This is a genomic window from Candidatus Limnocylindrales bacterium, from assembly GCA_035571835.1.
Taxonomy (GTDB): Bacteria; Desulfobacterota; Binatia; order UBA1149; family CAITLU01; genus DATNBU01.
In genome coordinates, this window is record DATNBU010000011.1 from 275,527 (window position 1) to 299,616 (window position 24,090).

General features: G+C 64.6%; 17 protein-coding genes. 10 read left to right on the top strand and 7 right to left on the bottom strand.

Features of this window, described 5'->3' with window-relative positions; translation table 11 throughout:
* Positions 1-44: 44 nt before the first annotated feature.
* Positions 45-1,766 carry a hypothetical protein gene (locus VN634_05135; protein HXC50248.1) on the bottom strand — a complete coding sequence of 574 codons (1,722 nt, stop codon included), beginning with the start codon at positions 1,764-1,766 and terminating at the stop codon, positions 45-47.
* A gap of 427 nt (positions 1,767-2,193) precedes the next feature.
* On the opposite strand from VN634_05135, the gene VN634_05140 reads away from it, so the two are divergent.
* On the top strand, positions 2,194-2,448 hold the full coding sequence (locus VN634_05140) for a hypothetical protein (GenBank protein ID HXC50249.1): 255 nt from the start codon (positions 2,194-2,196) through the stop codon (positions 2,446-2,448).
* Positions 2,449-2,636: 188 nt separating this feature from the next.
* On the opposite strand, the gene VN634_05145 is transcribed toward VN634_05140, so the two are convergent.
* Entirely contained in the window at positions 2,637-3,812 is a 1,176-nt protein-coding gene (locus VN634_05145; GenBank protein ID HXC50250.1) for a hypothetical protein, read from the bottom strand.
* A gap of 162 nt (positions 3,813-3,974) precedes the next feature.
* Here VN634_05145 and VN634_05150 point away from each other — a divergent pair, with 162 nt between their 5' ends.
* Positions 3,975-4,916: a glutathione S-transferase N-terminal domain-containing protein gene (locus tag VN634_05150; GenBank protein ID HXC50251.1), complete on the top strand. Its 942-nt coding sequence runs from the start codon at positions 3,975-3,977 to the stop codon at positions 4,914-4,916.
* Positions 4,917-5,345: 429 nt separating this feature from the next.
* Complete coding sequence (locus tag VN634_05155; GenBank protein HXC50252.1) at positions 5,346-9,155, top strand: LamG-like jellyroll fold domain-containing protein; 3,810 nt, start codon at positions 5,346-5,348, stop codon at positions 9,153-9,155.
* 36 nt (positions 9,156-9,191) lie between these two features.
* On the opposite strand, the gene VN634_05160 is transcribed toward VN634_05155, so the two are convergent.
* The gene (locus VN634_05160; GenBank protein ID HXC50253.1) at positions 9,192-11,036 is read right to left on the bottom strand and encodes a hypothetical protein; all 1,845 of its coding nucleotides are present in this window, start codon (positions 11,034-11,036) and stop codon (positions 9,192-9,194) included.
* Between the two features lie 602 nt (positions 11,037-11,638).
* Between VN634_05160 and VN634_05165 the strand changes: the two genes are divergently transcribed.
* Positions 11,639-12,169 carry a DUF6496 domain-containing protein gene (locus tag VN634_05165; GenBank protein ID HXC50254.1) on the top strand — a complete coding sequence of 177 codons (531 nt, stop codon included), beginning with the start codon at positions 11,639-11,641 and terminating at the stop codon, positions 12,167-12,169.
* A 214-nt stretch (positions 12,170-12,383) separates the two neighbouring features.
* Here VN634_05165 and VN634_05170 read toward each other — a convergent pair whose 3' ends face one another.
* Complete coding sequence (locus VN634_05170) at positions 12,384-15,023, bottom strand: hypothetical protein (protein ID HXC50255.1); 2,640 nt, start codon at positions 15,021-15,023, stop codon at positions 12,384-12,386.
* Positions 15,024-15,336: 313 nt separating this feature from the next.
* Between VN634_05170 and VN634_05175 the strand changes: the two genes are divergently transcribed.
* Positions 15,337-15,621, top strand: a complete 285-nt coding sequence (locus VN634_05175) for a hypothetical protein (protein ID HXC50256.1) — start codon at positions 15,337-15,339, stop codon at positions 15,619-15,621.
* Positions 15,622-15,705: 84 nt separating this feature from the next.
* On the opposite strand, the gene VN634_05180 is transcribed toward VN634_05175, so the two are convergent.
* Together VN634_05180 and VN634_05185 are read right to left on the bottom strand one after the other, a co-directional pair.
* The gene (locus tag VN634_05180; GenBank protein HXC50257.1) at positions 15,706-17,463 is read right to left on the bottom strand and encodes a phosphoenolpyruvate carboxykinase (GTP); all 1,758 of its coding nucleotides are present in this window, start codon (positions 17,461-17,463) and stop codon (positions 15,706-15,708) included.
* A gap of 186 nt (positions 17,464-17,649) precedes the next feature.
* Entirely contained in the window at positions 17,650-18,306 is a 657-nt protein-coding gene (locus VN634_05185; GenBank protein ID HXC50258.1) for a methyltransferase domain-containing protein, read from the bottom strand.
* Between the two features lie 180 nt (positions 18,307-18,486).
* Here VN634_05185 and VN634_05190 point away from each other — a divergent pair, with 180 nt between their 5' ends.
* The 4 genes from VN634_05190 to VN634_05205 all read left to right on the top strand — a co-directional run bounded on the left by VN634_05190 (position 18,487) and on the right by VN634_05205 (position 22,805).
* Entirely contained in the window at positions 18,487-19,893 is a 1,407-nt protein-coding gene (locus VN634_05190) for a sulfatase (protein ID HXC50259.1), read from the top strand.
* 101 nt (positions 19,894-19,994) lie between these two features.
* Positions 19,995-20,330 (top strand): Grx4 family monothiol glutaredoxin, encoded by a 336-nt coding sequence (grxD, locus tag VN634_05195; protein HXC50260.1) that lies wholly within the window; start codon positions 19,995-19,997, stop codon positions 20,328-20,330.
* Between the two features lie 143 nt (positions 20,331-20,473).
* A complete protein-coding gene (locus VN634_05200) occupies positions 20,474-22,027 on the top strand; it encodes a DUF4301 family protein (protein ID HXC50261.1) in 1,554 nt (517 codons plus the stop codon).
* A gap of 58 nt (positions 22,028-22,085) precedes the next feature.
* Positions 22,086-22,805 (top strand): hypothetical protein, encoded by a 720-nt coding sequence (locus VN634_05205; GenBank protein HXC50262.1) that lies wholly within the window; start codon positions 22,086-22,088, stop codon positions 22,803-22,805.
* Positions 22,806-22,831: 26 nt separating this feature from the next.
* Here VN634_05205 and VN634_05210 read toward each other — a convergent pair whose 3' ends face one another.
* A complete protein-coding gene (locus tag VN634_05210; protein HXC50263.1) occupies positions 22,832-23,467 on the bottom strand; it encodes a histidine phosphatase family protein in 636 nt (211 codons plus the stop codon).
* An 81-nt stretch (positions 23,468-23,548) separates the two neighbouring features.
* Here VN634_05210 and VN634_05215 point away from each other — a divergent pair, with 81 nt between their 5' ends.
* Positions 23,549-23,998 carry a nitroreductase/quinone reductase family protein gene (locus VN634_05215; GenBank protein ID HXC50264.1) on the top strand — a complete coding sequence of 150 codons (450 nt, stop codon included), beginning with the start codon at positions 23,549-23,551 and terminating at the stop codon, positions 23,996-23,998.
* Positions 23,999-24,090: the final 92 nt, after the last annotated feature.

The following is a 24,090-nucleotide window of genomic DNA, read 5'->3' on the forward strand; positions in this document are numbered from 1 at the left end:
ACGTGCAATGCACGCTTTGCGGCGGCGTGGGTAAGTGAAGAAAGCTAGGGGCGCGGATCTTTTCGCGCCGTTACCGGTGCATCCTGACAATTCTCATCGCATCCGTCGCCGTTTACAGAATTCCCGTCGTCACACATCTCGTCGCAACCGATTACACCGTCTCCGCATCCGCAGATCGTGACGAACGCACGCAGATCTGCGGTTCCCGGGCCCGGAATCGTGATGCCCGCGTCGAGGAAGCCGCTGCGCGTCCCCGACGCGCAGACGAGCGCCTCGAGGTTCGGCGCAAGAGCGCTGTATGCGCACGTGTCGTCCGCGCTGCCGCAATCGACGTTGGTCGTGCACGGATTCCGCGCGATCCGGCAGTACGCGCCATACGGCGAAGGGCTGCCTTCGCGCTCGATCCGCGACTCGTAACATTTCTCCGGGCCGACGACGCACGAGCCCGCATCATTGTCGGCGCAGATCGTCGACTCCGCCGTGCATGGCCGCTCCGGCGCGAGCGAGCAATGTCCGGCGACGCTCTGTGAACATTCCTCTGCCGCGGACAATCCGCAGATGAATTGATCCTCCGAACACTGGTTCGGAAGCTGCTGCGGGCGATTCGCTGCCTGCAACAGCCCGGTCCCGACCTCACACGTCGCGCCGTCGGCGCATTCGGAGCTTTCGAAGCAGGGCTGATCTGGATCGTCGTCGCAGTAGCCGCAGTGGCACCAGTAGCCGCATGTGACCGGCTGGTCCGGCGCGGTCGCACACGCGCCATGACCGTCGCAGTCGGAATTGCTGCTGCACGCAATCGACGGCTCCTCCGAGCAGCGCCGGCAATCGGCGTTCGACGTGCACGCCGACTGGTTGTCGGTACACGTGGCATCGCCCTTCAGCGGATTGTCGAAGCCGGTCGCCGCGCACGGAAGCAGCGCCGTGCGCGACGTCGCACCTGTGGTCAATCCGCGCAGCGGCACCGCGATCGGTGTCGGCGTGATTTCGTCCTCGTCTCCCGTGGGGCAGTCGGTCGAGGCGCCGCCGAAGATTTCGTTCACCGCCTCGACGGCACATGGCTCGCCGTCCTTGGTTCCGCCTTCGCACACGAAGGTGTCACCGATCGTCGGGTTGTCGGACGGCTTGCCGCATCGCGGGCACGCCTGGCCGCCGCCGACGCCGTAGTACAGCGTCGCGAGCAGGCGGCCGTCGAGATCCATCGCGCCGCTTTGGGTATCCAGAGTTCCGTGCAGGCCTTCGTCCAGCCAGAGCGTCATGCAGAACAGGGAATTTTCGAACGCGGCGCCGACCGGCGGTGCCACGAGCGCAACACACGGCTCGTCGTCTTCGCAGTCGGAGTTGCTCGCGCACTCGTCGAATGATTCCAGACAGTGACCGCGGCCGGTGGGACCGATGATTTCGCACGTCGTGTCGACGACGCAGTCGCACGTGGCCACGCACGTGCCGTTGCCGCAGTCGTCGTCGCTCGTGCACGGCGCCGCGTCAGTCGAGCACCGCCTGGCAATGCGGAAATCGATCGGCAGTGCGCTCGCGAGATCGAACTGCGTCTTGCGGCCGTACCCGAGGTCCAGCGTCGAGCCTTCGCCGAGATGAATCTCTCCCGACGAGCATGCGATTCGAGCGATCGGCGGACACACCAGTGTCACCTCGAGACCGACCGCCCGACGAAGCACCCGGAGTGCGTCCCCGGCGGTGATCGCGCCGCTGCTGTCGACGTCACAGACAGAAGGCGGACACACCGCCTGTCCGACTGCGACATCGAGCACACGCTTTGCGTCGGTCGCCGTAGGCTCCGGTCCGCTTGTAACAGGCTGCCCGCAGGTTGCCTCGGCGCTGCCTCCCGCGGCTAACGAGATCACTATTGCCATGGCGGCGGCGAAGCCGCATCGGTGTACGCGAGAAATGGAGTGTCGCATGAGCCCTCGCCTATCGCGCCAGGTAGCTGTTCGCCAGTGGGAAAATGAGGGTGCTCGAGGATTCCGGCGGCGTGGAGTCGTCAGCCGGAGTTACATTGTCGTCAACAACCGCCGTGGTCGGCTACGGCTGGCGTTGGACGGTTGCAGGCGAGACAACGCTTCCGGAGCTTCACCGGTTTCGGACCTCAGGCACGATCCGGTCCACCTCCTGCTTGAATTGCGATCTCGAACATTGACTGACCAGAACCCGAATTGGAGAGAGCCGATGAAACCGAAAATGAGAACGCGAAGAGCGATTTATGCGTTGGCTGCGGTCATGGTCATGGCGTACGTGGCCCCGACGTACGCGCAGACCCAGGGCATGGACCGCCGCAACGAGCGTCGCGATGACCGCGCCGGAGCTCGCGCAGAGAAACAGGCGTGCAAAGCCGGCGACGAGAAGACCCGCGCGGAATGCCGGCAAGTGAAGCGCGATACCAAGCAGCAGGGACGGAACGACGGCGGGGCGCCCGGAACGAAACCCGCGCAGTAGCAGGCCAGCTCGGCGGGCCTGACGGCATCGGCTCGCACCCGACTCGTGCAGCAGGCGCCGCGCCGAGCGCGCGGCGTCTGCACACGTCAGTACGGAGTCATGGAAAGGTCAGCGTCGAACAGTCGACTGCCGGAAACCCAGCGATCCGGAGCCTTTGTCGGGCCTGCATCAGGCGGAAACACCGATCGCTACCGCACGACCGCTTTGGACAACACGTCTTTCAACACATGCGGCGAGATCACATGGTCGCGGTGAGTGTCGTCGATAAAGATCGACCAGTCGCCGTGGTTGATCGCGCCGGTCAGTTGCTCGAGCGGCTCGGCGTAGGTTTTGTAGACGTCTCCGTTGAAACAGCATGAATCGAATCGATTCAGCACCTGGATCTGCTTGCGAGGGCGTCCACCCGTCCGTGGGATCCCGCCGAGCGCGAAGACTTCGAGCCACGAGGCGATGCCGGTTGCGCGATCGAGGAAGCCGTCGTTGTTCGAGTCTTCTTCGCCGAAGATCGGGCGATATTCCTGTTCCGAATCTCCGGAGCTGCCGGGGCTGAACGGTCGCGCATACAACGGAAGCGCCCCGGCCACCGCGATCGAGACATCGATGCGCGGATCAACTGCAGCGCATAGGTGAGTGGCCCATCCGCCGCCGGACAGACCGATCATGAGCAGTTGATCGGGATCGGGGTAGTCGGCCAGCAGCTCGTTCACGGTCTGCGCAACCGGTTCGAGGAAGAAGCGCATCGTTCCGGCCCTCAATACAGGTTCGACCTTGGAGAACAGCTCGTCGTGACCGAGTGAGCTTCGCTGGTCGACTTCGATCTTCCTGCCGTCGACGACGCCCTCTGCATCGCGATTCCATGCCGTTAAAGGCATCTGCATGATCGCCACGACGTAACCGTCGCGGAGTAGCTGATTCACGGTCTCGCTCAGTCCGAACACGAGATAGTTCGCGCGACCTTCGGGCATGTGGCCGCAGTGAACGATCGCCAGTTTTTTTCCCAGACGGCCGTCGGCTGCGGGGACGACAACGTAAACATTGGCGTGCCAATCGAAGCCCGACACGTTCACGTCGAGGCGCGTGGCCGATACGATCAAATTCGCATCGAGGCTCGCGAGCGGGTCGGAATTCTTCGCTGCGTCATGGGTGACGGGGCGGGTTTTCGGCAGCCCGCCCGGCCAGATGGCGTGGATCAACCGCTCGCGGGCCGCCTCGGCTTCGATCGGATCATGGAACCGTACGAGCCCGTCGATACGAAAATCCTTCAAGGCTTCGGGCTTCGCCTGTGCGATGACGTCGCGCGCGGTCAGAAAGCACAAGCCGATGGATACGAGCGCGTGCCACGAGAGACCAGGAAGCGACGTCACTTCCGATAAAGTGCCACGGCCCCGCATTTCTCAATTCTGTTTCTCAGATTCTCTTCCGAATCCAAGTCCGGACAGATGCGAGGCAGGCCCGGTCTGCATTTCGTTTGCGATCGAGCGGCATGAGGATAGCAATGCGCCCGATTTCCGCGGCCTGCTCCCAAGATGCGACTTCGCGATCCCGAAACTCTCCTGACTCTGGCGCTGTACGCGCTGCCCGTTGCCGTCGCGCTGTTCGGATTCGGCGTGCCGGCGGCATTCTTTGCGAGCCTGGTGATCATCGTGGTCGGGATCTTCGTCCGCTCGCGCCGACTCGTCGGACGCGTCGATCCGTCACGGCTGGAGCTGCATACGATCACGTACTCGCACTACGTCGAGAAGGCGCGCTGGTGCCTCGACCGACTCGGGGTCGCGTACGAAGAAGTACCGAGCATCGGAATTCTCGGCGTACTGCTGACCGGGCGAACCGTTCCGACGCTCGCCGTTCCGGCCACGAGGACGTCCATCGGCGACTCGACGGAAATCCTGCGCTTCCTGTGGGGGCGTTATTCCGGCGAGTTGCCGGACAGGACCCGGTTTCTCGCTCCGAGCCCGGAAGCGATCGCGCTCGAGACGCATTTCAATGAGGACCTCGGCGTGCCGGTGCGGCTGTGGTCGTACTGGCATCTGCTCGAGCGCCCCGACCTGACGCTCATCATGTGGGGTCACGAAGAGCCTTCGATTCCGCAGTGGCAGAAGGCGCTCCTGCCGCCGCTTCGTCCGGTCCTGGCTGCGCTGCTTCGGCGAATGCTCGGCCTCAACGAAGCGAACGCCGCCCGCGGCATCGTAAAGACTCGCGAAATCTTTGCCGAAGTCGATACGATGCTCGCCGACGGCAGGCGCTATCTGATGGGCGGCGACGAGCTCACGTTCGTCGACATCACGTTCGCGAGCCTCGCAGCGCTGATCATCTTTCCCGACGGTTACACCGGCGGATCCGCAAGCGTCACTCAGCTTCCCGTCGAGCGGCTTCCCGCTGACTGGCGCGCCGAGGTCGAAATGCTGCGGGCGACGAGGGCAGGGCAGTTCGTGATGCGCATGTATGCCGAGGAGCGGCGGCCCCGCTGATCTCTTTCGTCCAAGGGCGATGCATATCGAAGAGCGGCGGTCGGCGACGGCCGCGTTCGGATGGCCGGGTGCTGTTTTGTCAGCATTCGATGGCGGAACTCCGTCGCGAACCTTGTCATGGCGTGGGCAAGTCGGCAGGTAGGACGCCTTCGACGTGCCATTGGGCGACGCCGTGTGGCTCAGGCTACACAACGGAATTCCAAGGTCGGTCGTAACCACTGCGAACCTGCTCGGCATTCGAGCCGCAGGACGCTCCTGGGGGACTCGATGTTGTCACACAACCCGGCTGGCTCTCGTCTTTCCATTCGATCCTCGCGCCGATCGTCGTGCCGATCCTCGCGCACATTCCTGAGCTGGACGCACTACCGTGGCGGCACAACCGCGAAGACGCTGTTCGTCGCTTGCTGCGTGACAGTCGCGATTGCGTGTATGCCGCTGGCAGCGGAGGCCGCCACGCTGGTCGGCTGGTGGCCTTTCGAAGGCACGAACGCCGATGACGTTACCGGCAACTTCGCCTCGACGACGCTGTTCGGAGCCGCAGTCGCCAACGGGCGGCTTTCGGTTTCGGCGTCGCTCGATACTTACGCCCGCAGCGGCACGTATTCGGGTCCCACGCTCACGGAGAAAACTCTCGTCACCTGGGTCTATCTCGACAGCCTTGCCGACCGCGGCGGCTCCGCGCTGACGATCGAGAAGCAAACCGACAATGTCTTCGACGCGGTCGTCTACGCGGAGCGCGAGAGCTTCAAGTGGATGTCGGGAAGTAACGTATTTGCCCGTACGGAGGACCCGCCCCAGCAGGGGACGGCGGAGGGCTCGAGCTCGTCGACCGTGATCAAGATGGCGATCGTGTACAAGGCGGACAATTCGATCACGATCTACCGCAACGATGTTCTTTATAGTGCATACACGAAAGGCGCGTTGCAGACGTACCCGGGCGGCAGCGATACGAACGTCATGTTCGGGCGTCGCCATGGAACAGCCGACCCAGGCAATCGCGCACTGACCGGACGGATCGAAGAAGCGCGCGTCTACGACGGCGCGCTGACGGCCTCGGAAATCGCAGCGCTGACGCCCATCGATTGCGACGACGGCGATCCGTGTACGCTCGACGACTACGACTCGCTTGCCTCGAGCTGCACGCATGATGCTCCGTCGTGTACGTGCTCGAGCGGCACGTGTGCCCCGGTGCCGCCCAACATGGTGAGCTGGTACCCCATGGAAGGCTCTGTCGCCGACCGGCTTGGTACAAACAATCCTTCGGCTTCGGCAAACGTCAGCTTCGTGGCCGGTAAAGTCGGGCAAGCGGTGTCGCCGGACGCAGGCGGCTACATCGACGTCGCAGATTCACCCAGTCTGCAGCTCCAGCAGATTTCGATCGCTGCGTGGGTGCGGCCCGACGGTCCGGGCCCGAACCTCGACGGCAGCATCATCGTGGTCAAGAACTCGAACGCCAACGACGTTTCCGTCGGGATGGGCTGGAATCCGCAGACCAACGGTCTGGGGTTCGTCGTTGGAACCACCGGCGCGGGAGCAGACAACGTCTTCCCGCCGGGTTCCTTCTACCATGTGGTCGGCACGTACGACGGGGCGAACGTGCGCTTTTACCGCAACGGCGAGCTCCAGGCGTCGACCCCGCTGGTCACGACGATTTCCTACAACAGCTCGGTGCCGTGGGTGATCGGTGCGAACAACCCCGAGGCGCGCGGAATCGGCTTTCCGCGCACGTTCAACGGCGTGATCGACGAGGTCGAAATCTTCGATCGCGCGTTGTCGGGGTGCGAGGTGGCCGCCATGTATGCCGCGGACAGTCGTGGAACGTGCACCTGCGGTAACGGCATCGTCGAGTCCGGCGAAGACTGCGAAGACGGCAATACGAACGATGGCGACGGCTGCGACAACAACTGCACGTTTACCGGATGCGGCAACGGCGTGACCACCAGCGGTGAACAGTGCGACGACGCCAACACGTCGAACGGCGACTGCTGCTCGGGGGCGTGTCAGTTCGAAACGCTCGGCGCGGCGTGTGCCGACGAGGGCAATGCCTGTACGATCGATGCATGCAACGCCACCGGCACGTGCGTTCATACAGCCGGAAATACCGGCGCCGTATGCCGGCCTGTGAACGGCAGCTGCGACGTCGCGGAATCCTGCAACGGCAGCGCAACGTGCCCCGCCGACGGCTTCGCCGACGCGAGCGTCGTTTGCCGCACGGCCTCGGGCGGCTGCGACCTGGAGGACCACTGTTCCGGCTCGAGCGCCGTCTGCGCCGACGCCAAGAGCACGGCGCCGTGCCGCAATGCCGTCGGCGACTGCGACGCGGCGGAAAGCTGCGACGGCGTGGGCAACGATTGCCCGGCTGACCAGCTGCAGCCGACGACACAGGTCTGCCGGGCTTCGGTCGGGGCCTGCGACGCGCCCGACTACTGCACGGGGACGGACCTGGATTGCCCCGCCGACGCAAAGAGCAATTCCGTGTGCCGCCCGCCCGCCGGGATGTGCGATCTCGCAGAAACCTGCGATGGCGTGTCGGACACGTGCCCGGCGGACGGTTTTGTGTCGAACGGCACGAGCTGCAACGACGGGAACCTGTGCACGAGCGGCGACCAGTGCAGCGGCGGATCGTGCGCCGGCTCGTCGGTGCCCGACGGCACGTCGTGCACTGACGACAATACCTGTACGACAGCCGACCAGTGCAGCAGTGGCGTATGCGGCGGAGCATCGCGACCCAACGGCGCACCTTGCGACGACGGCAATACGTGCACGACCTTCGATTTCTGCCTCGTGGGATTCTGCGTCTCGAACTCGCCGCTGGACGGTCCGTCGTGCAACGACGGCAACAGCTGTACGACCGGCGATCATTGCGTCAACGGTTCCTGCGACGCCGCTGCGTTGCGGCCCGACGGCACGTCGTGCGTCTCGGCGAACGACTGCGTCAGCGGCGGGCAGTGTGCCGCTGGAATCTGCGACAGTACCCCGCGCCCGAACGGCACGCCGTGCAACGATCACAACTTCTGCACGAGCCCGGATCAATGTCTTGGAGGGAGCTGCAATGGTGCACCCGTTGGCAACGGTACCGGGTGCGACGATACGAACTCCTGCACGAACGGTGACCAGTGCACCTATGGCTTCTGCAACGGCGTGACGCAGGCCGACGACACCGTTTGCGACGACGGGAATTCGTGCACGGCGAACGACATCTGCGCTGCCGGGCTCTGTTTCGGTACCGGTGTGGAGAACGGAAGAATCTGCAGCGACGGCGAAGCCTGCACGACCGGCGACCAGTGCCTGTTCGGAGTCTGCCGCGGTGACGCGCAAAGCGACGGTGCGCCGTGCAACGACGGCACGGTCTGCACAGGCTCCGATCAGTGTATCGGCGGCACCTGCACGGGCAGCCCGGCCAACGACGGCGCCGCCTGCTCGCAGGATTGTACGACCGGCACGTGCGATGCCGGAGCCTGCGAAGGAGGAGCAAGCACCGACGGTACGTTGTGCAGCGACGGAGCAGTCTGCACGAGGAACGACGCATGCATGAACGGCGTCTGCACTGGTGAGCCGGGCTGTGTCGACCCGTACCTTTGCTACAAGACGAAGGTCACACAGTACTCGAACCTGCCGTCGGTCTCATTGGTGGATCAGTTCGAGTCCACGCAGGCGACCGTGAGCAAGCCGAAAGACCTGTGCCTGCCGGCAGACGCCGACAGCGATGGCGTCGTTGATCCCGTAACGCATCAGCAGTCCTATCCGATCAAGCAGGCGCTCGATCATACACCCCAGCTCGACATCACCGTGACGGACACGTTCGGAACGCTCGAGCTCGATACCGTCAGGCCGGCACGGCTTTTCGTTCCGACGAACAAGCAGCTCGGGAGTGCGCCGAGCGGGCCGCCGGAGATCGGTACGGCCGATCACTTCAAGTGCTACAGCGTCAAGATCACGAAAGACACCATGAAATTTCCCAAAGGAACGCAGGTCACCGTCACAGACCAGTTCCAGACGACCATGCGCGTCTATGACGTGAAGAAGCCCAGGCTGCTGTGCAATCCGGTGGACAAGAACGGGGAAGGTATCCAGCATTCGCTGGATCGTCTCGTCTGTTATCAGGTCAAGCCGGCCGCAGACGAGCCGAAGCATGTGCCGCTCGTCGGTCAGATATTCCTCGAGAACCAGTTCGGGGTCGGTCGCGTCGACACCGTCAAGGAGGACGTGCTCTGCGTGCCCGCGACGCAGATGCCTTGAGGGCCGTGCAGGTGGCCGGTTGGACCGGCTTTATCGCTATGGTGTCTCGGCGCTGAAGCGCTCGCCGTCGTTGCGATCTGCCGAACTAAACTCGCTCGTAAGGCAAAGACCGTTGCTGGCGACGAGCTGCACGACGACGCTCGGCGACATCGCAAAATAGCTGGACGGCGATACCGGCGTCGGCATCGAGAAGCTCTCGCCGCCGGCAATCAACTTGACAGCCGCCGATCCGTCGCTCTTCAGCTTGATCTGCAGCGACCGCAGGCCGCTCGGCGGTGCGTCGCCGCCGCGGAAGATCCAGCCCCTCGGGTCGCGCGAGATCCAGCGCAGCGCAGAGCCGGACACGCTGTGCACCTCGGCCGATGCCGCACCCGACGCGTAGTCCCACACGCAGAAGTCGTACGTCGTGTCGTCGTGGGGATTGCCGAGGTCGGACTGCACGACGGGACCGGCCGACGACCAGCGCCAGGTGACACGATCCTTTGTGGCGATCGCGGAGTCTCTCACTTGCAGGCTGCTGGCGTCGCCGACGATGCACTCCTCTGCAGGCCGGGGCTCGAGTAGGTGAACGCACTGGGCGGAATCGTTGCAGACGTCGCGGCTGCACGGATTGGTGTCTGCGGTACACGCCGAATCGGCGGCGGCAGCTTCGCACGCAGCCGAGCAGCAGTCGCCGTTCCAGAAGTTGGAGTCATCGCAATCTTCCGCCGGGTCGACGGTGCCGTTGCCGCACGGGCCCAGCCAGATCACCGGTTGCGAAAGGAGCACAGGTGTATCGTCCGGGTCATCGGGCCCGATCTCGTCCAGATACGCGCCGACGGTATGCCCCGCGTTGTTGATGTCGTCGGCGATGCTGGCGAATCCGTCCTCGTGAACGACGAGCGTGCCGGCGCTCCACGTGAACGCGCGTTCGACCGGCGTTCCCGCCTCCAGCCGACGAATCAATCCCGCGACCTCGCCGTTGTCGTTGACCGCGCCTACGAAGCTTTCGGTGGATGAGACCGATGCCGCGAGATCCGTCATCACGCCGGCGCTCCACACGAACGCGTGCATGACGCCGCCTGCGATCTCGGCCCTCCCGATCACGGTGTTCGACTCGTTCACGCCGCGGGCTTCACTGCTGTTTCCGCCGAGCGTGCCGAGGTCCTGCATCGTTCCGCCGGAGTAGAGGAACGCACGGGTGACTGCGTCACCTGCGATCTTGCTGGTGCCCACGATGGCGCCCGCTTCGTTCAAGGCTCTGGCCTCGGAGAACGAGCCTCCGAGCGTGCCGAGATCCGTCATCGTCCCGGCGCTCCAGGAGAAAGCATGGGTCTGAGTATCACCAGCAAGGTCCGCGCTGCCGACGACCTCGCCGGATTCGCTCACGTCGTATGCGACGCTGCCCGTGCCTCCGAGCGTTCCGAGATCGATCATCGTGCCGCCACGATAGAGGAAGGCGTGCTCGACGGTGTCGCCGGCCAGCCATGACGAGCCGACGACGTCGCCCGCGCTGTTGACGGCGTACGGGAAGCTCCTGCTTCCGCCGAGCGTGCCGAGGTCGGTCATGACACCGTGCTGGTAAAGAAATGCGTGGTACGCGTTGTTGCCCGGGAGGTCGGAAAAGCCCGCCACCAGACCGTTTTCGCTTACTGCAATCGCCGAGCTTTCGTTCCCGCCCAGGGTTCCGAGATCGATCGCGTTACGGTCGCCATCGGCCAGGAACGCGTGGCGGTAAGAACCAAGGAGGTCGCCGACGATCTGGTTCGCATCGTTGATCGCGTAGGCCCAGCCTCCCGCGTACTCGCCGGTCGACAGGCGGTACGTGGTGGCGCCCGAAGGCAACGGCGCTGCGATGGCCGCGACAAGGCTGGCGGCGGCGAAAGCCTGGACGAGTTTCATGGTTTTCCTCTTTTTTGGGTCGCGACTGTCTGGCAACCGCGGCGCACGATACCGGGGGGTCGACGCATCAAGCAATGGGCTAAAAAGGTCGCTTCTTCGCGAAAGCGTCTGCCGTTCGACCCGGCGCGCGTCCCAACCGAATTCTCACGGGAAACCTACGCCGGCCTGACATGGAAAACCTAGTGTCGGCTCGTGGACGTGTCCTGTCGTCGGCGAATTGCCGCGCGCGGGATCCGAATCACTGCCGGAGCGACCAGCTTCACCAATCTCCTGACCGGCAATCTCACGTCGACGATCTCTGTTGATTGTCCTCGGCCGCGTGGGAGCATTCGCCGCCCTTTGTCGCCTGTAGCGGCACATGCCGCACCACGCGCGGCCGGTCCATGGAAGGGGCATCTCGCTGGCACGCGTGTGTACTTTCCTGCTGCCGCCGAAGACGCAGGAGCGTGCCTGTCGGACAAAGGTCGCAAGCATCGACGTCGAACACCGCTGTGATCGCGTAAAAAATCGCTCAAACTCACACGCCATCGCGTCGGAAAATGCACGATCGCGGATGACGTCATGAAAGCGGCGTGCCAATTCTTCGCGTAAGGAGGCACGTCATGCCAGAAAAACGCACCATCGAGAGAGCACGCAAAGACAAACGCGAAGGCAAGGCGCCGTCGACCCAGGCTGGCGAGTTCGTCCGCGAGGAAATGGATCACATCCGCAGCGGCAAGCACGGAGCGCGATCGACCAAGCAGGCGATCGCGATCGGGCTGTCCAAAGCGCGCAAGGCCGGCGTTGAGCTCCCAGAGCCGAAAGCCGCGAGGAGCAAGACCACCAAGGCCAGCACTCAAAAGAGTGCGAAATCGTCGCAGCGGCGGGCAAGCACGCGTCAGACGTCGAAGAGCGCTTCGCAAAAGCGCAGCATGGGCAAGACCACGAGCTCGCGCCGCTCGAAAGCGACGAGCGAGGCACTCGAGCGCGAGCCGCGTCGCGCGGCTTCGGCTGCGGCGCTCGGCCGCCAGGCGAAGCAGGCGGCGCGCAAGCGCACCAAGACCGAGCGCAGCCAGAGCGCGCAGAAGGCCGCGCGGACCAGGGCGCGCAATCGCAGCGGCGGCGGCTCGAAGTCGGGCTCGTCGAAGAAATAGATCGCTGGCTGATCACGTAGAAGCGGCGGCGGCACTGGAACACTGGTGCCGCCCCCGCCAGTCGCGCCCGGTAACGACATCGGCGGGCTCCGAATGCCGGAGCCGTCGCGTACGTGACGAAGAAAAGCCGCCGCAACTTTCGTTGCGGCGGCTTTTTTCTGTGGCTGCTCCCGCACCGTTTGCGCGGTGCGGGAGCGGCCGGTTGCAGGACGTCTTACGGATTGATCACGCAGGCCGCTCCACCGCAGGAGTCGACGATGGCGCCACCCGTCTTCAGGAAGTCCGACTTCATCTGGCGATTCTCCGGAGTCTTGCGCGGGCACGAGTGCGGATCACCGCTCGAGCTCGACTGCGCGCACAGCGCCAGGTCGTTCCATTCGGGGTCGGTATTGATGATCGGGCCCGGCGGGACGTTCGCATGCGGCGGCTGCGGATTGCCCGCATCCCAGACGACCATGGCCGAGCCGTCGAACGGATCGGAGGGGATCGCGGGAATGCCGTAGTACGGCGTCACCTCGTCGACGACCTTGCCTGGATCGAGAACCGGCGTGTGGATGTACATGCCGTTCGAGCGGGCAGCCACTTCGACAGTGACCGGTGCAACCTGGTGATCGCCGAATGCAACGCTGTAGAGCGCCTTCTTCGCCGGCGTGTTCTCGTACGGATCCGACAGCACATGGTTGATGTGCCCGTTCGGATCGGTGCGATCCCAGATCAGCTGCGCGAGCGACAGGATCAGCATGCGGTCGGTCGACGTCGTGTACGATGCCGAGAACAGCACGTAGAACGGGTCCTCGAAGTCGACGCTTCGATTGAGCAGCGTGCTGTAGTTGATGCCCGGCACGCCTAGCGAGAATCGCGTGATGTCCTGCTCGAACGCCGCCAGCACGCCTCCGAGGATGCCGCCCTGGCTGTTGCCGTCGTAGAAGATCTCGCTGGTGTCGATCACGGGCTGATTGCTCAGGTCCCGGAACGCCGGATCGCTGGAGAAGCCGTTCGCATGCTTCACGAGCCGCGCAAGGAACATCTGGTTCAGGATGCCCTGGTGCTGGACGTCGATGAACGTCGGGAAATAGCTGAAGTCGTTGACGACCGCAGCGGCGAAGACGTAGTCGTCCTCGGAGAACCCTGTCCAGAACGTCGCGCAGAACGCGAAGTTGTGCTCGGTCGCCATGTCGCGGACGTTGCCGGCTTCGACTTCGTCGTAGTGGCCGAGCAGTCCGTGCCCGTACAGCGAGATGCGCGCAGGTGTTCCTGCGGTAGCAGACGTCGGGATCAGGCACTCGTAGTGCGCCGTGTAGAAATCGCCGCTGTTGAACGGAACGTGATTCGCATCGGTGCGCATCGTCGCTCCCGCGTACGTCCCGGCCGTTCCGTCGTTATTCAGGTACACAGGCACCTGGTAGGTTCCCGTGATCTTCTTGGCGATGCCCGTGAACGGGTCGGCCGTCACGTTGTCGACCGTGAAGCTTGGCGCACTCGACCCGAGGATCGTGAACGCATCGTCACGCATCTCGAGCAGGCGTCCGGCCACGCTGTCGGTGCTCTGCGTGGTGAAGTCCCACGCCAGGAACAGGCTGCTGCGCGTAACGCCGCAGGCGGTAAGCTCGTCAAGGATGGCCTCCGTCTGGGGACGGCGGGCTTCGAGCGGAAGGTTCGTCGTCTGCGTGCCGTCGCGAAGCGCCGCAAACGTGGTGCTCGCCGGAAGCGTCGCGCCGGCGCCGTTCTTCATGTCGCGAAGCGCGACGATGTAGCGGTGATTTTCCTTGAGGTCCTTCGCGACGCGGATGATCAGTGCCTCGTCGGCCGTCGACGCTCCGCGCGCGTCACGCTCGACCCACAGCAGCTGCTGCGCGCAGGTGTCCGCGTCGAGGAGCAGAACCGGCGAAGTCGGGCTCAGCGACTGGGCGAGATCGGTCAGCGGCGGCGCGCCGGTCATGGTCAGGTCGATGTCCGCGTTGCTGAACAGCAGCATCGGACCGACGCTCCAGCCGTCGGTTTCGTTCCAGCGGGCGGGATTCACGAACGCGCCGCCGGCATTTTTCGGAAGCGCCTTGCTGGCGATGTTGAGACGCCGTCCCGTGGTCGTGACGGGCTGCGTATCGTCGTCCGACGAGATCGTGAAGTAGTCGCTGGGGAACGGGAAGATGCAGCGCTTGCTGTCGGTCGAGTCACACGGTGACGCAAGTGTCGGCGAGAGCTGACGCGTTACGATACCGAGGTAGGCCGACGAGGTTGCGCCGAGCAGCGACGTGAAATTGCAGTCGGTCTTGCCGTCGAGCTTGGCGATTTCCTTCGTGAGGAGATCGAAGACAGCTCCCGAGCTGAAATCGAAGCTGCAACCGGTCGGGACGCATTTGCCGAGGTTCTTGAGCGCGCCGCTGTAGTACTTCCCGGCTTCCTTGGCAGCCGTCAGGATGCATTTCTTGCCGTCGTCATCGGCCGCGCCGTATCCGCCGAACGTCTGGTCGGTCACGAACTGCGCGCGATCTCCGGTGAGATCCTTGAAATACTTGGCGAGCTCGAGCGTGGGATTGGAAGCACCCGAAGCGTAGCCGCCGTAGCCCGCATCGACGATCGTCGTGTTGGTGCACTTGCTCTGGATTCCGCCCTGAACGTCTGCGAGCGCGTCCGCGATCGCGGAATCGCCCGGCGCACAGTCGGAGCCGGTGCCCTTGTAGCACTTGGCATGGGCACCGAGGGTTTTCTTGATGCCTTTGGAAAGGGACTTTGCGATCGCTTGCGCGCACTGGTCGGCGGGCGTTCCGCCGGCGTTCGCCGACGGTGCCGCGACCAGTCCGGTCGTCGCCACGAGCGCAGAAAAAATCAGAGCTTTCGCTCGAAGATGAACCATGGACTCCTCCCGTTTAAGCCGAGTGTGGATGTGGGGAACCGGGGAACTATGCCCCGGTAACTCTGACGAGGAAAGGCAGAATTGCGTCAGTGCCACTGACGCAACACGTCATGCGCTCATCGGCGCCCGGAACGCCGCCCGAGCGCCACGACACCGGGTAAAAAAACCGACGGACTGCCACGCACCTGGGCAGAAGAACCTGTTCAGTCGTCGCCGTCGGCTCAGGATGGAGGCTGATCGATCTGCCCTCATCCAATGCCAGCTGGTTGCCAGCTGCTGATCGCGACCTTCGGGTCGACGAAGGAGAGCCGTCATGAAGAGAATCGTTTTCGCTACCGTTTGCAGTCTCGCCCTTGTTGCCGGTTCGTCGGCGTCCGCTCTCGCTGCCGTCAACTGCGGCATCGTCAAGAAGGACCTCGACCGCGGACGGACGCCCGCCGACATTTCGGAACGAATGGGCATCAGTGTCTCCGAGGTCAACAAGTGCAAGGAGCAGGGTGGGAACGGGACCACTGCGGCTACCACCGCCCGGCCCGCGCCCGGCAAACCGGGAACGAGTCCGTCGGAGGCGACGAATCCGAATCCGCACGCCAAGTAAGCTCGCGAAAACTCCTCGCCAAAGAAAAACGCCGGCCCGACGTATGTCGGGCCGGCGTTTTTTCATCTCGGAGCAAGGATGCGTTCAGATCGCGAGCCGCTTGGCCGTCTCCTCGTACTGCTTCCAGATTTCGGGCGGACAATGGTCCTCGAACTTCGCGAAGAACTCCTTCTGGCTCGCGAGCTCAATCTTCCAGTCTTCCTTGTCGATGCGGAACAGCTCTTCGAGCACCGGCGGCGGAACGTCCTCTTCGATGCCGCGAAGGTCGAGCGCGCCCGGCGCCGGCACGCGGCCGATCGGCGTCTCGACGGCCTTCCCTTCGCCTTTGCAGCGGTCGAGGATCCAGCGCAGCACGCGCACGTTGTCGCCGAAGCCCGGCCACAGGAACTTGCCGTCGGCCTGGCGGAACCAGTTCACGTGGAAGATCTTCGGAAGCTTCGCGGCCTTGGCGGGATCCGCGCCCAGCGACAGCCAGTGCGCGAAGTAGTCGCCCATGTTGTAACCGCAGAACGGCAGCATCGCGAAAGGATCGCGGCGGATCACGCCGACGGCCTGGTTCTGCGCGGCAGCGGTCGTCTCCGACGCGACGGCCGCGCCCACGTACACGCCGTGCTTCCAGTCGAACGACTCGAACACGAGCGGCGCGGTCTTCGCGCGGCGTCCGCCGAAGATGAACGCGGAGATCGGCACGCCGGTCGGGCTCTCCCATTCCTTCGAGATCCCGGGGCACTGGCGCGCCGGCGCCGTAAAGCGCGAGTTCGGATGCGCGGCGGGCCGCCCCGAGTCGGGCGTCCAGTCTTTTCCCTGCCAGTCCAGCGCATGCTTCGGCGCAGGGCCCATGCCTTCCCACCACACGCCGCCTTCGTCGGTCAGCGCGACGTTGGTGAAGATGCTGTTCTTCCTGAGCGATGCCATCGCGTTCGGATTGGTCTTGTTGCTGGTGCCCGGCGCGACGCCGAAGAATCCCGCTTCGGGATTGATCGCGTAGAGGCGGCCGTCGGGACCGAACTTCATCCACGCGATGTCGTCGCCGACGGTCCAGACCTTCCAGCCTTCCTGGCTTTCGGGCGGGAGCAGCATCGCGAGGTTGGTCTTTCCGCAAGCCGACGGGAACGCGGCGGCCACGTATGTGACTTCGCCCTTCGGGCTTTCGAGACCGAGGATCAGCATGTGCTCGGCGAGCCAGCCTTCGCGGCGGGCCATCGTCGAGGCGATGCGCAGCGCGAAGCATTTCTTGCCGAGCAGCGCATTGCCGCCGTAGCCGGAGCCGATCGAGATGATCTCCTTGTCCTGCGGGAAGTGCAGGATGTAGCGGCGGTCCGGCGACAGGTCGCCGAGCGAGTGGAGACCCTTGACGAACGTGCCGCTGTCGCCGAGCTGGTCGAGCGCGATCTTTCCCATGCGCGTCATGATGCGCATGTTGATGACGACGTATGGAGAATCGGTGATCTCGACGCCGACGGCGGAGATCGGAGAGCCGGCCGGGCCCATGATGTACGGCACCACGTACAGCGTGCGGCCTTTCATGCAGCCCTTGAACAGCGGCTTTACGAGGGCGCGGGCCTCGGCGGGGTCCTTCCAGTTGTTGGTCGGCCCGGCGTCTTCCTGCTTTTCGCAGCAGATGAACGTGAGGTGCTCGACGCGTGCGACGTCGTTGATGTCGCTGCGGGCGTAAAAGCTGTTGGGGTAGAGGTCGGGATTGAGTCGGGTGAGCTCCCCGCGGCTTTCCATCTCGCGACAGAGACGCTCGTTTTCTTCCTCGGAGCCGTCACACCAGTAGATGGCATCCGGCGTCGTCAGCTCCGCAACTTCTTTGACCCACTGCTCGAGTCCTTTGTGCATCGGCGGTCCCTTGCCTCCTGATTTCTTTGATCGGCTTCGCGTGCTGCCCATCCGCTGCGCCGGCGCGTCGAGTGCGCGCCCTATGGCGGCGTCCGGATTTCAGATAAGCGCCGCTTCTACCGGGTTCGAATCAGAGAAGCCAGTGAGAAGTTGGGGGCGCAAGCGCGCCGTGAAGCCGGCGCTTCTCTACGATTGTAGGGGCTTGAATGCTTCGAGCATCTCGAGCACGCCGACGGCCGTCCGGAAGCGCCAGCGAGGCTCGGCCGGATGGAACCGGGCGATCGCAATGGCCTCGGAGATGGTCGGCGTTCCGGAATCGGAAAGGAACGTATCGCGCAGCAGCCGCCACGGGTACGTGATCAGTGCCTCCAGGCCGCTCGGCTCCTGCGCCCAGTCGGCCACCAGCAACCGGCCTCCGGGACGCAGCACGCGCCAACACTCGCGCAGCGCCGTGGCCCGGGTCCGCGCATCGAGCCTGGCGAACAGGCGCGTTGCGCAAACGATGTCGAAGCTTTCGTCCTCGAACGGCAGCGCCTCGGCGACGCCCTGATAAAGCTCGGCCGCGTGGATGGTTCCCGGAATCTTGTGCGACGCTAGCTCGAGCGCATCTTCGTTGGGATCGAGACCGACCAGGATTGCTCCCGGTTCCTGGGATGCGGCCATGGCCAGCAGGTCGCCGCTTCCGCATCCGATATCGAGCAGCCGGTCGCCCGACTTCAGCGAGACGAGCCGCAGGATCTCGGTTACGTACGCGCGCTCCGGGCTCGCCCACTGCACGAGGCGCTCGGACAGGTCCGTCAGCGTGTCGAGCCCGGCAAGGGCAATGGAGGTCGGCGGCATCATCTTCCGTTTCAATCGATCAGCGTTTTTCCATTCGTGGCCATTCGATGGCGTGCCGAAGGCGTCCCGACGGCATCGGCACACCGTGCCCGGCCAGTGCGCGATAGTTCGTTACCGCTGCAAATACCAAGCGTTTCCGGCGTCGGGAAGCTTCGAGTAAAGCACCGGGTTCCGATGAAATCCATGCGACGAATTCGCCGCAGCCGGATGCCGCGGCCGGCGCTGCGCGCTTTGCCGCCGGCGAGAGTGGCTCGTTCGATCGCTGTCGCGACGCTTTTCATCGTTGCGGCCTCGGCCGGCTGCCGTCATGAACCACCGCGGCCGGACGTCCTGCTGGTCACGATCGATACGCTGCGCAGCGACCACTGCTCGGCCTACGGCTACGCGGTGCCGACTACGCCGACCCTCGAGCGGCTGGCGTCGGGCGGAGTCCTCTATCGGCGCGCGTACGCAGAGTCGTCGACCACCGCGCCGTCGCACGCGGTGCTGATGACCGGCCGCCACTTCCGCACGTTCGGGCTCACCAGGAACGGCGGCACGCTGCCGGACGACGTCGAGACGCTCGCGGAATCGATGCATGCGGTCGGATACGAGACGGCAGGCTTCATCAGCTCGTTCCCGTTGATCGGCCGTTTTGGATTTTCGCAGGGCTTCGACATCTACGAGGACCGTTTCGTACCGGAAGAAGCGTCGGCCGGCCGCCGCCATCCCGGTCAGCAGGCGCACGATCGCGAGGCCGGTGCGACGCTGGCGCGCGTCGTCGCGTGGCTCGAGACGCGCAATGACACGAAGCCGCTTTTCCTGTGGGTGCACTTCGTAGACCCCCATTTTCCTTATCGTCCACCGGCGAGCTTCGAAGGTGACTGGCCGACCGGTCACGACACTGCGATCGAGCGCTACGACGGCGAAGTGCGCTACGCCGACCAGCAGCTCGGCCGGCTCATCGACCGGCTCGCCGCGCGCGAGACCCGGCGCGGCCAGCTGATCGTCGTCACCAGCGATCACGGCGAAGGCCTCGGCGATCACGACTGGATGACGCACGGGATCAACCTTTACGAAGAAGCCGTGCGCGTGCCGCTCATTGCGAAGTGGAAAGGCCACCTGCCGGCAAAGAACGTCGTCGACGATCCTGTCGGGCTCATCGACGTCGCGCCGGGAATTCTCTCGCTGCTCGAGATCGATCCGAAGACCGAGGTGCACGGCCGTCATCTGTTCGATCCGCCGGAGGCCGGCCGATCGATTTTCCTGCAGCGGCGCGACTATCGAAGCAGCCACGAGCGCGGCCGGCTGATCGCCGGAGAAATGACGGCCGTCGTCGCCGGCTCGTCGAAACTGATCGTCGCGCCCGGCGAACAGCGGCGCGAGCTCTACGACCTGGCCGCCGACGCTCGCGAGCAGACCGACCTGCTGAAGAACCTGCCGCCCCCCGCTGCTGCCTCACCGGCCCGAGATGCGATCGAGAATCTGTTTCGCAGGCTCGACGCCGAGCTGTTCGGCTGGCAGAGCCGCTTCCCTGCCGCGCCGAAATCAAACGAGCGGCTCGATCTCGAGACCCGCAAGGCGCTTCGTTCCCTCGGGTACGTCGACTAGCGGTGCGTCAAAGGCTGCTGTTGCTTTCGAGGATCGCCGGGGAAACATTCATCGAATTGCGGGCCCGCAGCTCGCGTCCACGACGCCGGGAGCGAAACATCATGGCCGACGACATTTTCCAGACCATCCAGTCCCAGATCCAGAAGGACCGCATCGTTCTCTACATGAAGGGAACGCCCCTGATGCCCCAGTGCGGCTTTTCGCAGAAGGTCACGCTCGCGCTCAAGGCGGTCGGCGCCAAGTTCGCCAGCTACAACGTGCTCGAGGATCCGATGCTGCGCGAAGGCATCAAGCAGTTCTCCAACTGGCCGACGATCCCGCAGCTCTACGTGGACGGCGAGTTCGTCGGAGGCTGCGACATTGCGATGGCCATGTACGAAAGCGGCGAGCTCGAGAAGCTCGTCGCCGGCGAAGCCCAGGCAAGCCACGCCCACTGACGGCTTCGCCGGCGCATCGCGGCCGCGCCGCGCGTCCGATCTGCCGCTTCGCGATTCGCCGATAGGCCTATAGGATTGACGAACACTTCGGTGCGCCCGCAGCTCACGGCTTCGCGCCCACTTCTGCTGCTACCGCTTCCCTGATGGCCACTCCGTCTTTTTCCCCTTCGGACCTCTCCGACCTCGCCGCACGCGGCATCTCGCCGGACGATGCCCACGGCCAGCTCCATCTGTACGCGACGCCGCCCCGGCCGGCGTGCCTCGTGCGGCCATGCTCGCCGGGCGACGGGATCCTGCAACTGACCGACGAACAGGCCGGCGGCTACGCGTCGCGCTACGACGAGCTCGCGCGCTCGCTCGACGTCGCCAAGTTCGTGCCGGCCTCGGGCGCCGCGAGCCGCATGTTCAAGTCGCTGCTGGCTGCGCTTGCCGATCCGTCGCTCGTCACGCGCGGCGATTTCGAAGCCCGCGCTGCGGCCGGTTCCGCCGATGCGAAAGTGGTCGTGACGTTCCTTTGCGGTCTTCGCGATTTCGCATTCTTCGATTCGCTGTCCGCCGAGCTTGCGCGGTCCGGTATCGATATCGATTCGGCAGTGACTGGGGACGTGCCGGCGATTCTTCGCGCGCTGCTCGACGACGGTGCGCTCGGCTACGCGTCGCTGCCGAAAGGCCTGCTCGCGTTTCACCGCGAGCGCGGCCAGGTGCGAACGGCGTTCGAGGAACATCTGATCGAGGCCGCGGCCTACGCCCGCGGAAAAGGCGACGTCTGCCGCCTGCACTTTACCGTTTCGCCGGAACACGAAAGCCGCTTTCGCGACCTGCTCGAGCGTGTGCGCGCGTCGTACGAGCAGCGCTTCGAGGTTCGCTACGACGTCGGGTTTTCGCACCAGAAACCCGCCACCGACACGATCGCCGTCGATCCGGAAGGTCGTCCGTTCCGCGACAAAAACGGACGCCTGCTGTTCCGGCCAGCGGGCCACGGCGCGCTGATCGAGAACCTCGGCGAGACAGGTGCCGACCTGCTGTTCGTCAAGAACATCGACAACGTAGCCGTCGAATCGTTCCTGCCGGTGACGTCGCTGTGGAAACGCGCGCTTGCCGGGCTGCTGCTCGAGCTGCGCGACGAAGTCTTCGCGCACCGGCGCGCAGTCGAAAGCGGCGGCGCCGCCACCATCCGCGCGGCCGCCGATTTCCTTGCGAAGAGGTTCGGAAGCTCGGAGACGTCGGGTGAGCTCGATGCGCAGATCGTCATCCGCGCGCTCGACAGGCCGCTTCGCGCGTGCGGCATGGTCTCGTCGGACACGAATCCGGGGGGAGGCCCGTTCTGGGTAGCCGGCGCCGGCGGCCGCGAGAGCAAGCAGATCGTCGAGACCTCGCAGGTCGACCTTCGCGACCCTGCGCAGAAAGCGATCCTCGCGAGCACGCGCCATTTCAATCCGGTCGATCTCATCTGCATCACGCGCGACTGGAAGGGCAGGGCGTACGACCTCGGCGCTTTCGTCGATCGCGAAGCGTTTTTCATCGCCGAGAAATCCCAGGACGGACGCCCGCTGCGATCGCTCGAACGTCCCGGGCTGTGGAACGGCGCGATGGCCGGGTGGAATACGGTGTTCGTCGAGGTGCCTCTGGAGACGTTCAATCCGGTCAAGACCGTCACCGATCTGCTCGAGCCTGCACATCAGGGCCGGCGTTCGTGACCTGTCGCTCGACTTCGAAGCAGAGAATCGCTTAATCTTTTTTCACGAGCGGACCAGCGTGCGATACCTGAACTTCGACCTTCTCGAATCCTTCGACACCAGGGCCTTCCAGGCGACGTCCCCCTATCCATTCCTCAACCCGGAGAACGCGCTGACCGAAGAAGGCTACCGCCGGCTTCTCGCCACGCTGCCCCCTACGGAAGTGATGCGTCCGTATTTCGGCATCAAGCGGAAACACGGGCAGGAGCCGCACGATCGCTGGGTGCTCGAGTACAGCCGCAACGCCGAGCTTTCGGACGACTGGCGCGCGTTCATCGGCGAGCTTCGCAGTGCGCGCTACGGCCGATGGATCAAGCGCATGTTCGGCCGCGGCGGGCTGTGGCTGAACTTTCACTGGCACTACACGCCGGCGAGCGCATCGGTGTCGCCGCATTGCGACAGCCCGCGCAAGCTCGGCTCGCATATCTTCTACATGAACGATCCGGAGACCTGGGATCCGTCGTGGGGCGGCGAGACGGTCGTTCTCGACGACGAGGGCAAGCTGCCGACCAAATCCGCACCGAAGTGGGAGGACTTCAAGTCGGCGACGCCCGCGATTGCGGTCGGCAACCGCAGCTTCCTGTTCGCGCGGCGCGGCAACTCGTGGCACGGCGTGCGCTCGATTCGTTGTCCCGAAGGCAAGCTGCGCAAGGTGTTCATCGTGGTCGTCAACGACATGGTGAAATCGATCCCGTACATCATCCGGCAGCGGGTCTTTCACCAGGAAGCGGGGTACTGACGCCGGGACGCGCCTGTCGCGTACGGTCACGGTCCCGGCGACTTCGTCCACTGCGTCCATTGCGCCGGCGGAAAGACGCGGGCCACCACGCGGTACTTGCCGTCCGCGGGCTGGAACACCACGACTTCTCCCTCGCCGATATCCGAAAATTCCTTTCCGGCCGCGTCCTGCAGATTCGGAGCGTGGCTGACGATGAGAGTGTTCTTGCCGGCGGCAGGCGCCGTCGACAGCAGCTTGCGAAGCGCATCTGCGCGGCGCTGATTTTCCTCCGGGGGGACGGTCGCGCCGGTACTCGTGACGTCCGGCGTCGGCTCGGGAGTTCCGACGCCCAGAAGCGTGGCCGACTCGCGGGCGCGCTGCAGCTGGCTGCAGACGATGCGTCCGATCGGAATCCGGAGCGCGCGCAGCGCCTCTCCGAGCGCCACGGCCTGCTTGCGACCCTCGTCCGTCAACTGGCGTTGCGCGGCGATGTTGTCGAGATGGGCCGGGTCGGTGTCCTGCTGCTCGTGATTGGTGGCAAAGTGACGAAGGAACAGCACGTATCCGCCCTTCTGGAGCTCTGCGACGACGCTCCTGTCCGGTGTCGGCGGCTGGGCGTGCGCGGCGCAGGCGAGCACAACACCGATCAGCGGACAAAGAATGGATCTGAGCAGCCCCGTCATGTCGCATCCACCTGCGTTTCGCATTGCGCAGCGCAGGAAGGATTCACCGTATAGTCCATTTCAACCTGGAGGTAGGCCGCAATGGAAAAACCCGCAGATGTGAATCCGCCCGGATTGATCGACGGTCTGTTCAACCGGCTGTTCGGGTGGCTGATCGCACGAGGGCTCGCGCCGTCCAACTTTTTCCTGCTCGAGGTGCGTGGAAGGAAAAGCGGCCGGATGTATTCGACTCCCGTCGATCTGCTGGCGTACAACGGCCGCGACTATCTCGTGGCACCGCGCGGGCGGACGCAGTGGGTGCGCAACGCTGCGGCGAGCGGCGAGGTCAATCTGCGTCAAGGCCGCACGAGCCGGCGCTACAGCCTGCACGCCGTTGCGGATGCCGACAAACCGGCGATCCTCAAATCCTATCTCGATACCTATCGCTCTCAGGTCCAGCGCTTCTTTCCGGTTCCCGCCGGCTCTCGTGTCGAGGCGTTCGCGTCGCTCGTCGATCGCTATCCCGCATTCGAGATCCGGCCCGTGGCCTGAACGGAAAAATCGGGGACAGACACTGATTTTCCGGAATCGGTGTCTGTCCCCGATTTTGCGTGATGCGCGGGAAGCCGGGCCAGCGACCGCCA

Excerpts from the sequence above, each read along its gene's own strand:
- VN634_05185 (HXC50258.1), bottom strand. The coding sequence starts at position 18,306 with ATGATGCCGCCGACCTCCATTGCCCTTGCCGGGCTCGACACGCTGACG.
- VN634_05210 (HXC50263.1), bottom strand. The coding sequence starts at position 23,467 with ATGACGGGGCTGCTCAGATCCATTCTTTGTCCGCTGATCGGTGTTGTG.
- VN634_05150 (HXC50251.1), top strand. The coding sequence starts at position 3,975 with ATGCGACTTCGCGATCCCGAAACTCTCCTGACTCTGGCGCTGTACGCG.
- VN634_05140 (HXC50249.1), top strand. The coding sequence starts at position 2,194 with ATGAGAACGCGAAGAGCGATTTATGCGTTGGCTGCGGTCATGGTCATG.
- VN634_05175 (HXC50256.1), top strand. The coding sequence starts at position 15,337 with ATGAAGAGAATCGTTTTCGCTACCGTTTGCAGTCTCGCCCTTGTTGCC.
- VN634_05170 (HXC50255.1), bottom strand. The coding sequence starts at position 15,023 with ATGGTTCATCTTCGAGCGAAAGCTCTGATTTTTTCTGCGCTCGTGGCG.
- VN634_05180 (HXC50257.1), bottom strand. The coding sequence starts at position 17,463 with ATGCACAAAGGACTCGAGCAGTGGGTCAAAGAAGTTGCGGAGCTGACG.
- VN634_05200 (HXC50261.1), top strand. The coding sequence starts at position 20,474 with ATGGCCACTCCGTCTTTTTCCCCTTCGGACCTCTCCGACCTCGCCGCA.
- VN634_05190 (HXC50259.1), top strand. The coding sequence starts at position 18,487 with ATGCGACGAATTCGCCGCAGCCGGATGCCGCGGCCGGCGCTGCGCGCT.
- VN634_05155 (HXC50252.1), top strand. The coding sequence starts at position 5,346 with ATGCCGCTGGCAGCGGAGGCCGCCACGCTGGTCGGCTGGTGGCCTTTC.
- VN634_05165 (HXC50254.1), top strand. The coding sequence starts at position 11,639 with ATGCCAGAAAAACGCACCATCGAGAGAGCACGCAAAGACAAACGCGAA.
- VN634_05215 (HXC50264.1), top strand. The coding sequence starts at position 23,549 with ATGGAAAAACCCGCAGATGTGAATCCGCCCGGATTGATCGACGGTCTG.
- VN634_05160 (HXC50253.1), bottom strand. The coding sequence starts at position 11,036 with ATGAAACTCGTCCAGGCTTTCGCCGCCGCCAGCCTTGTCGCGGCCATC.
- grxD (HXC50260.1), top strand. The coding sequence starts at position 19,995 with ATGGCCGACGACATTTTCCAGACCATCCAGTCCCAGATCCAGAAGGAC.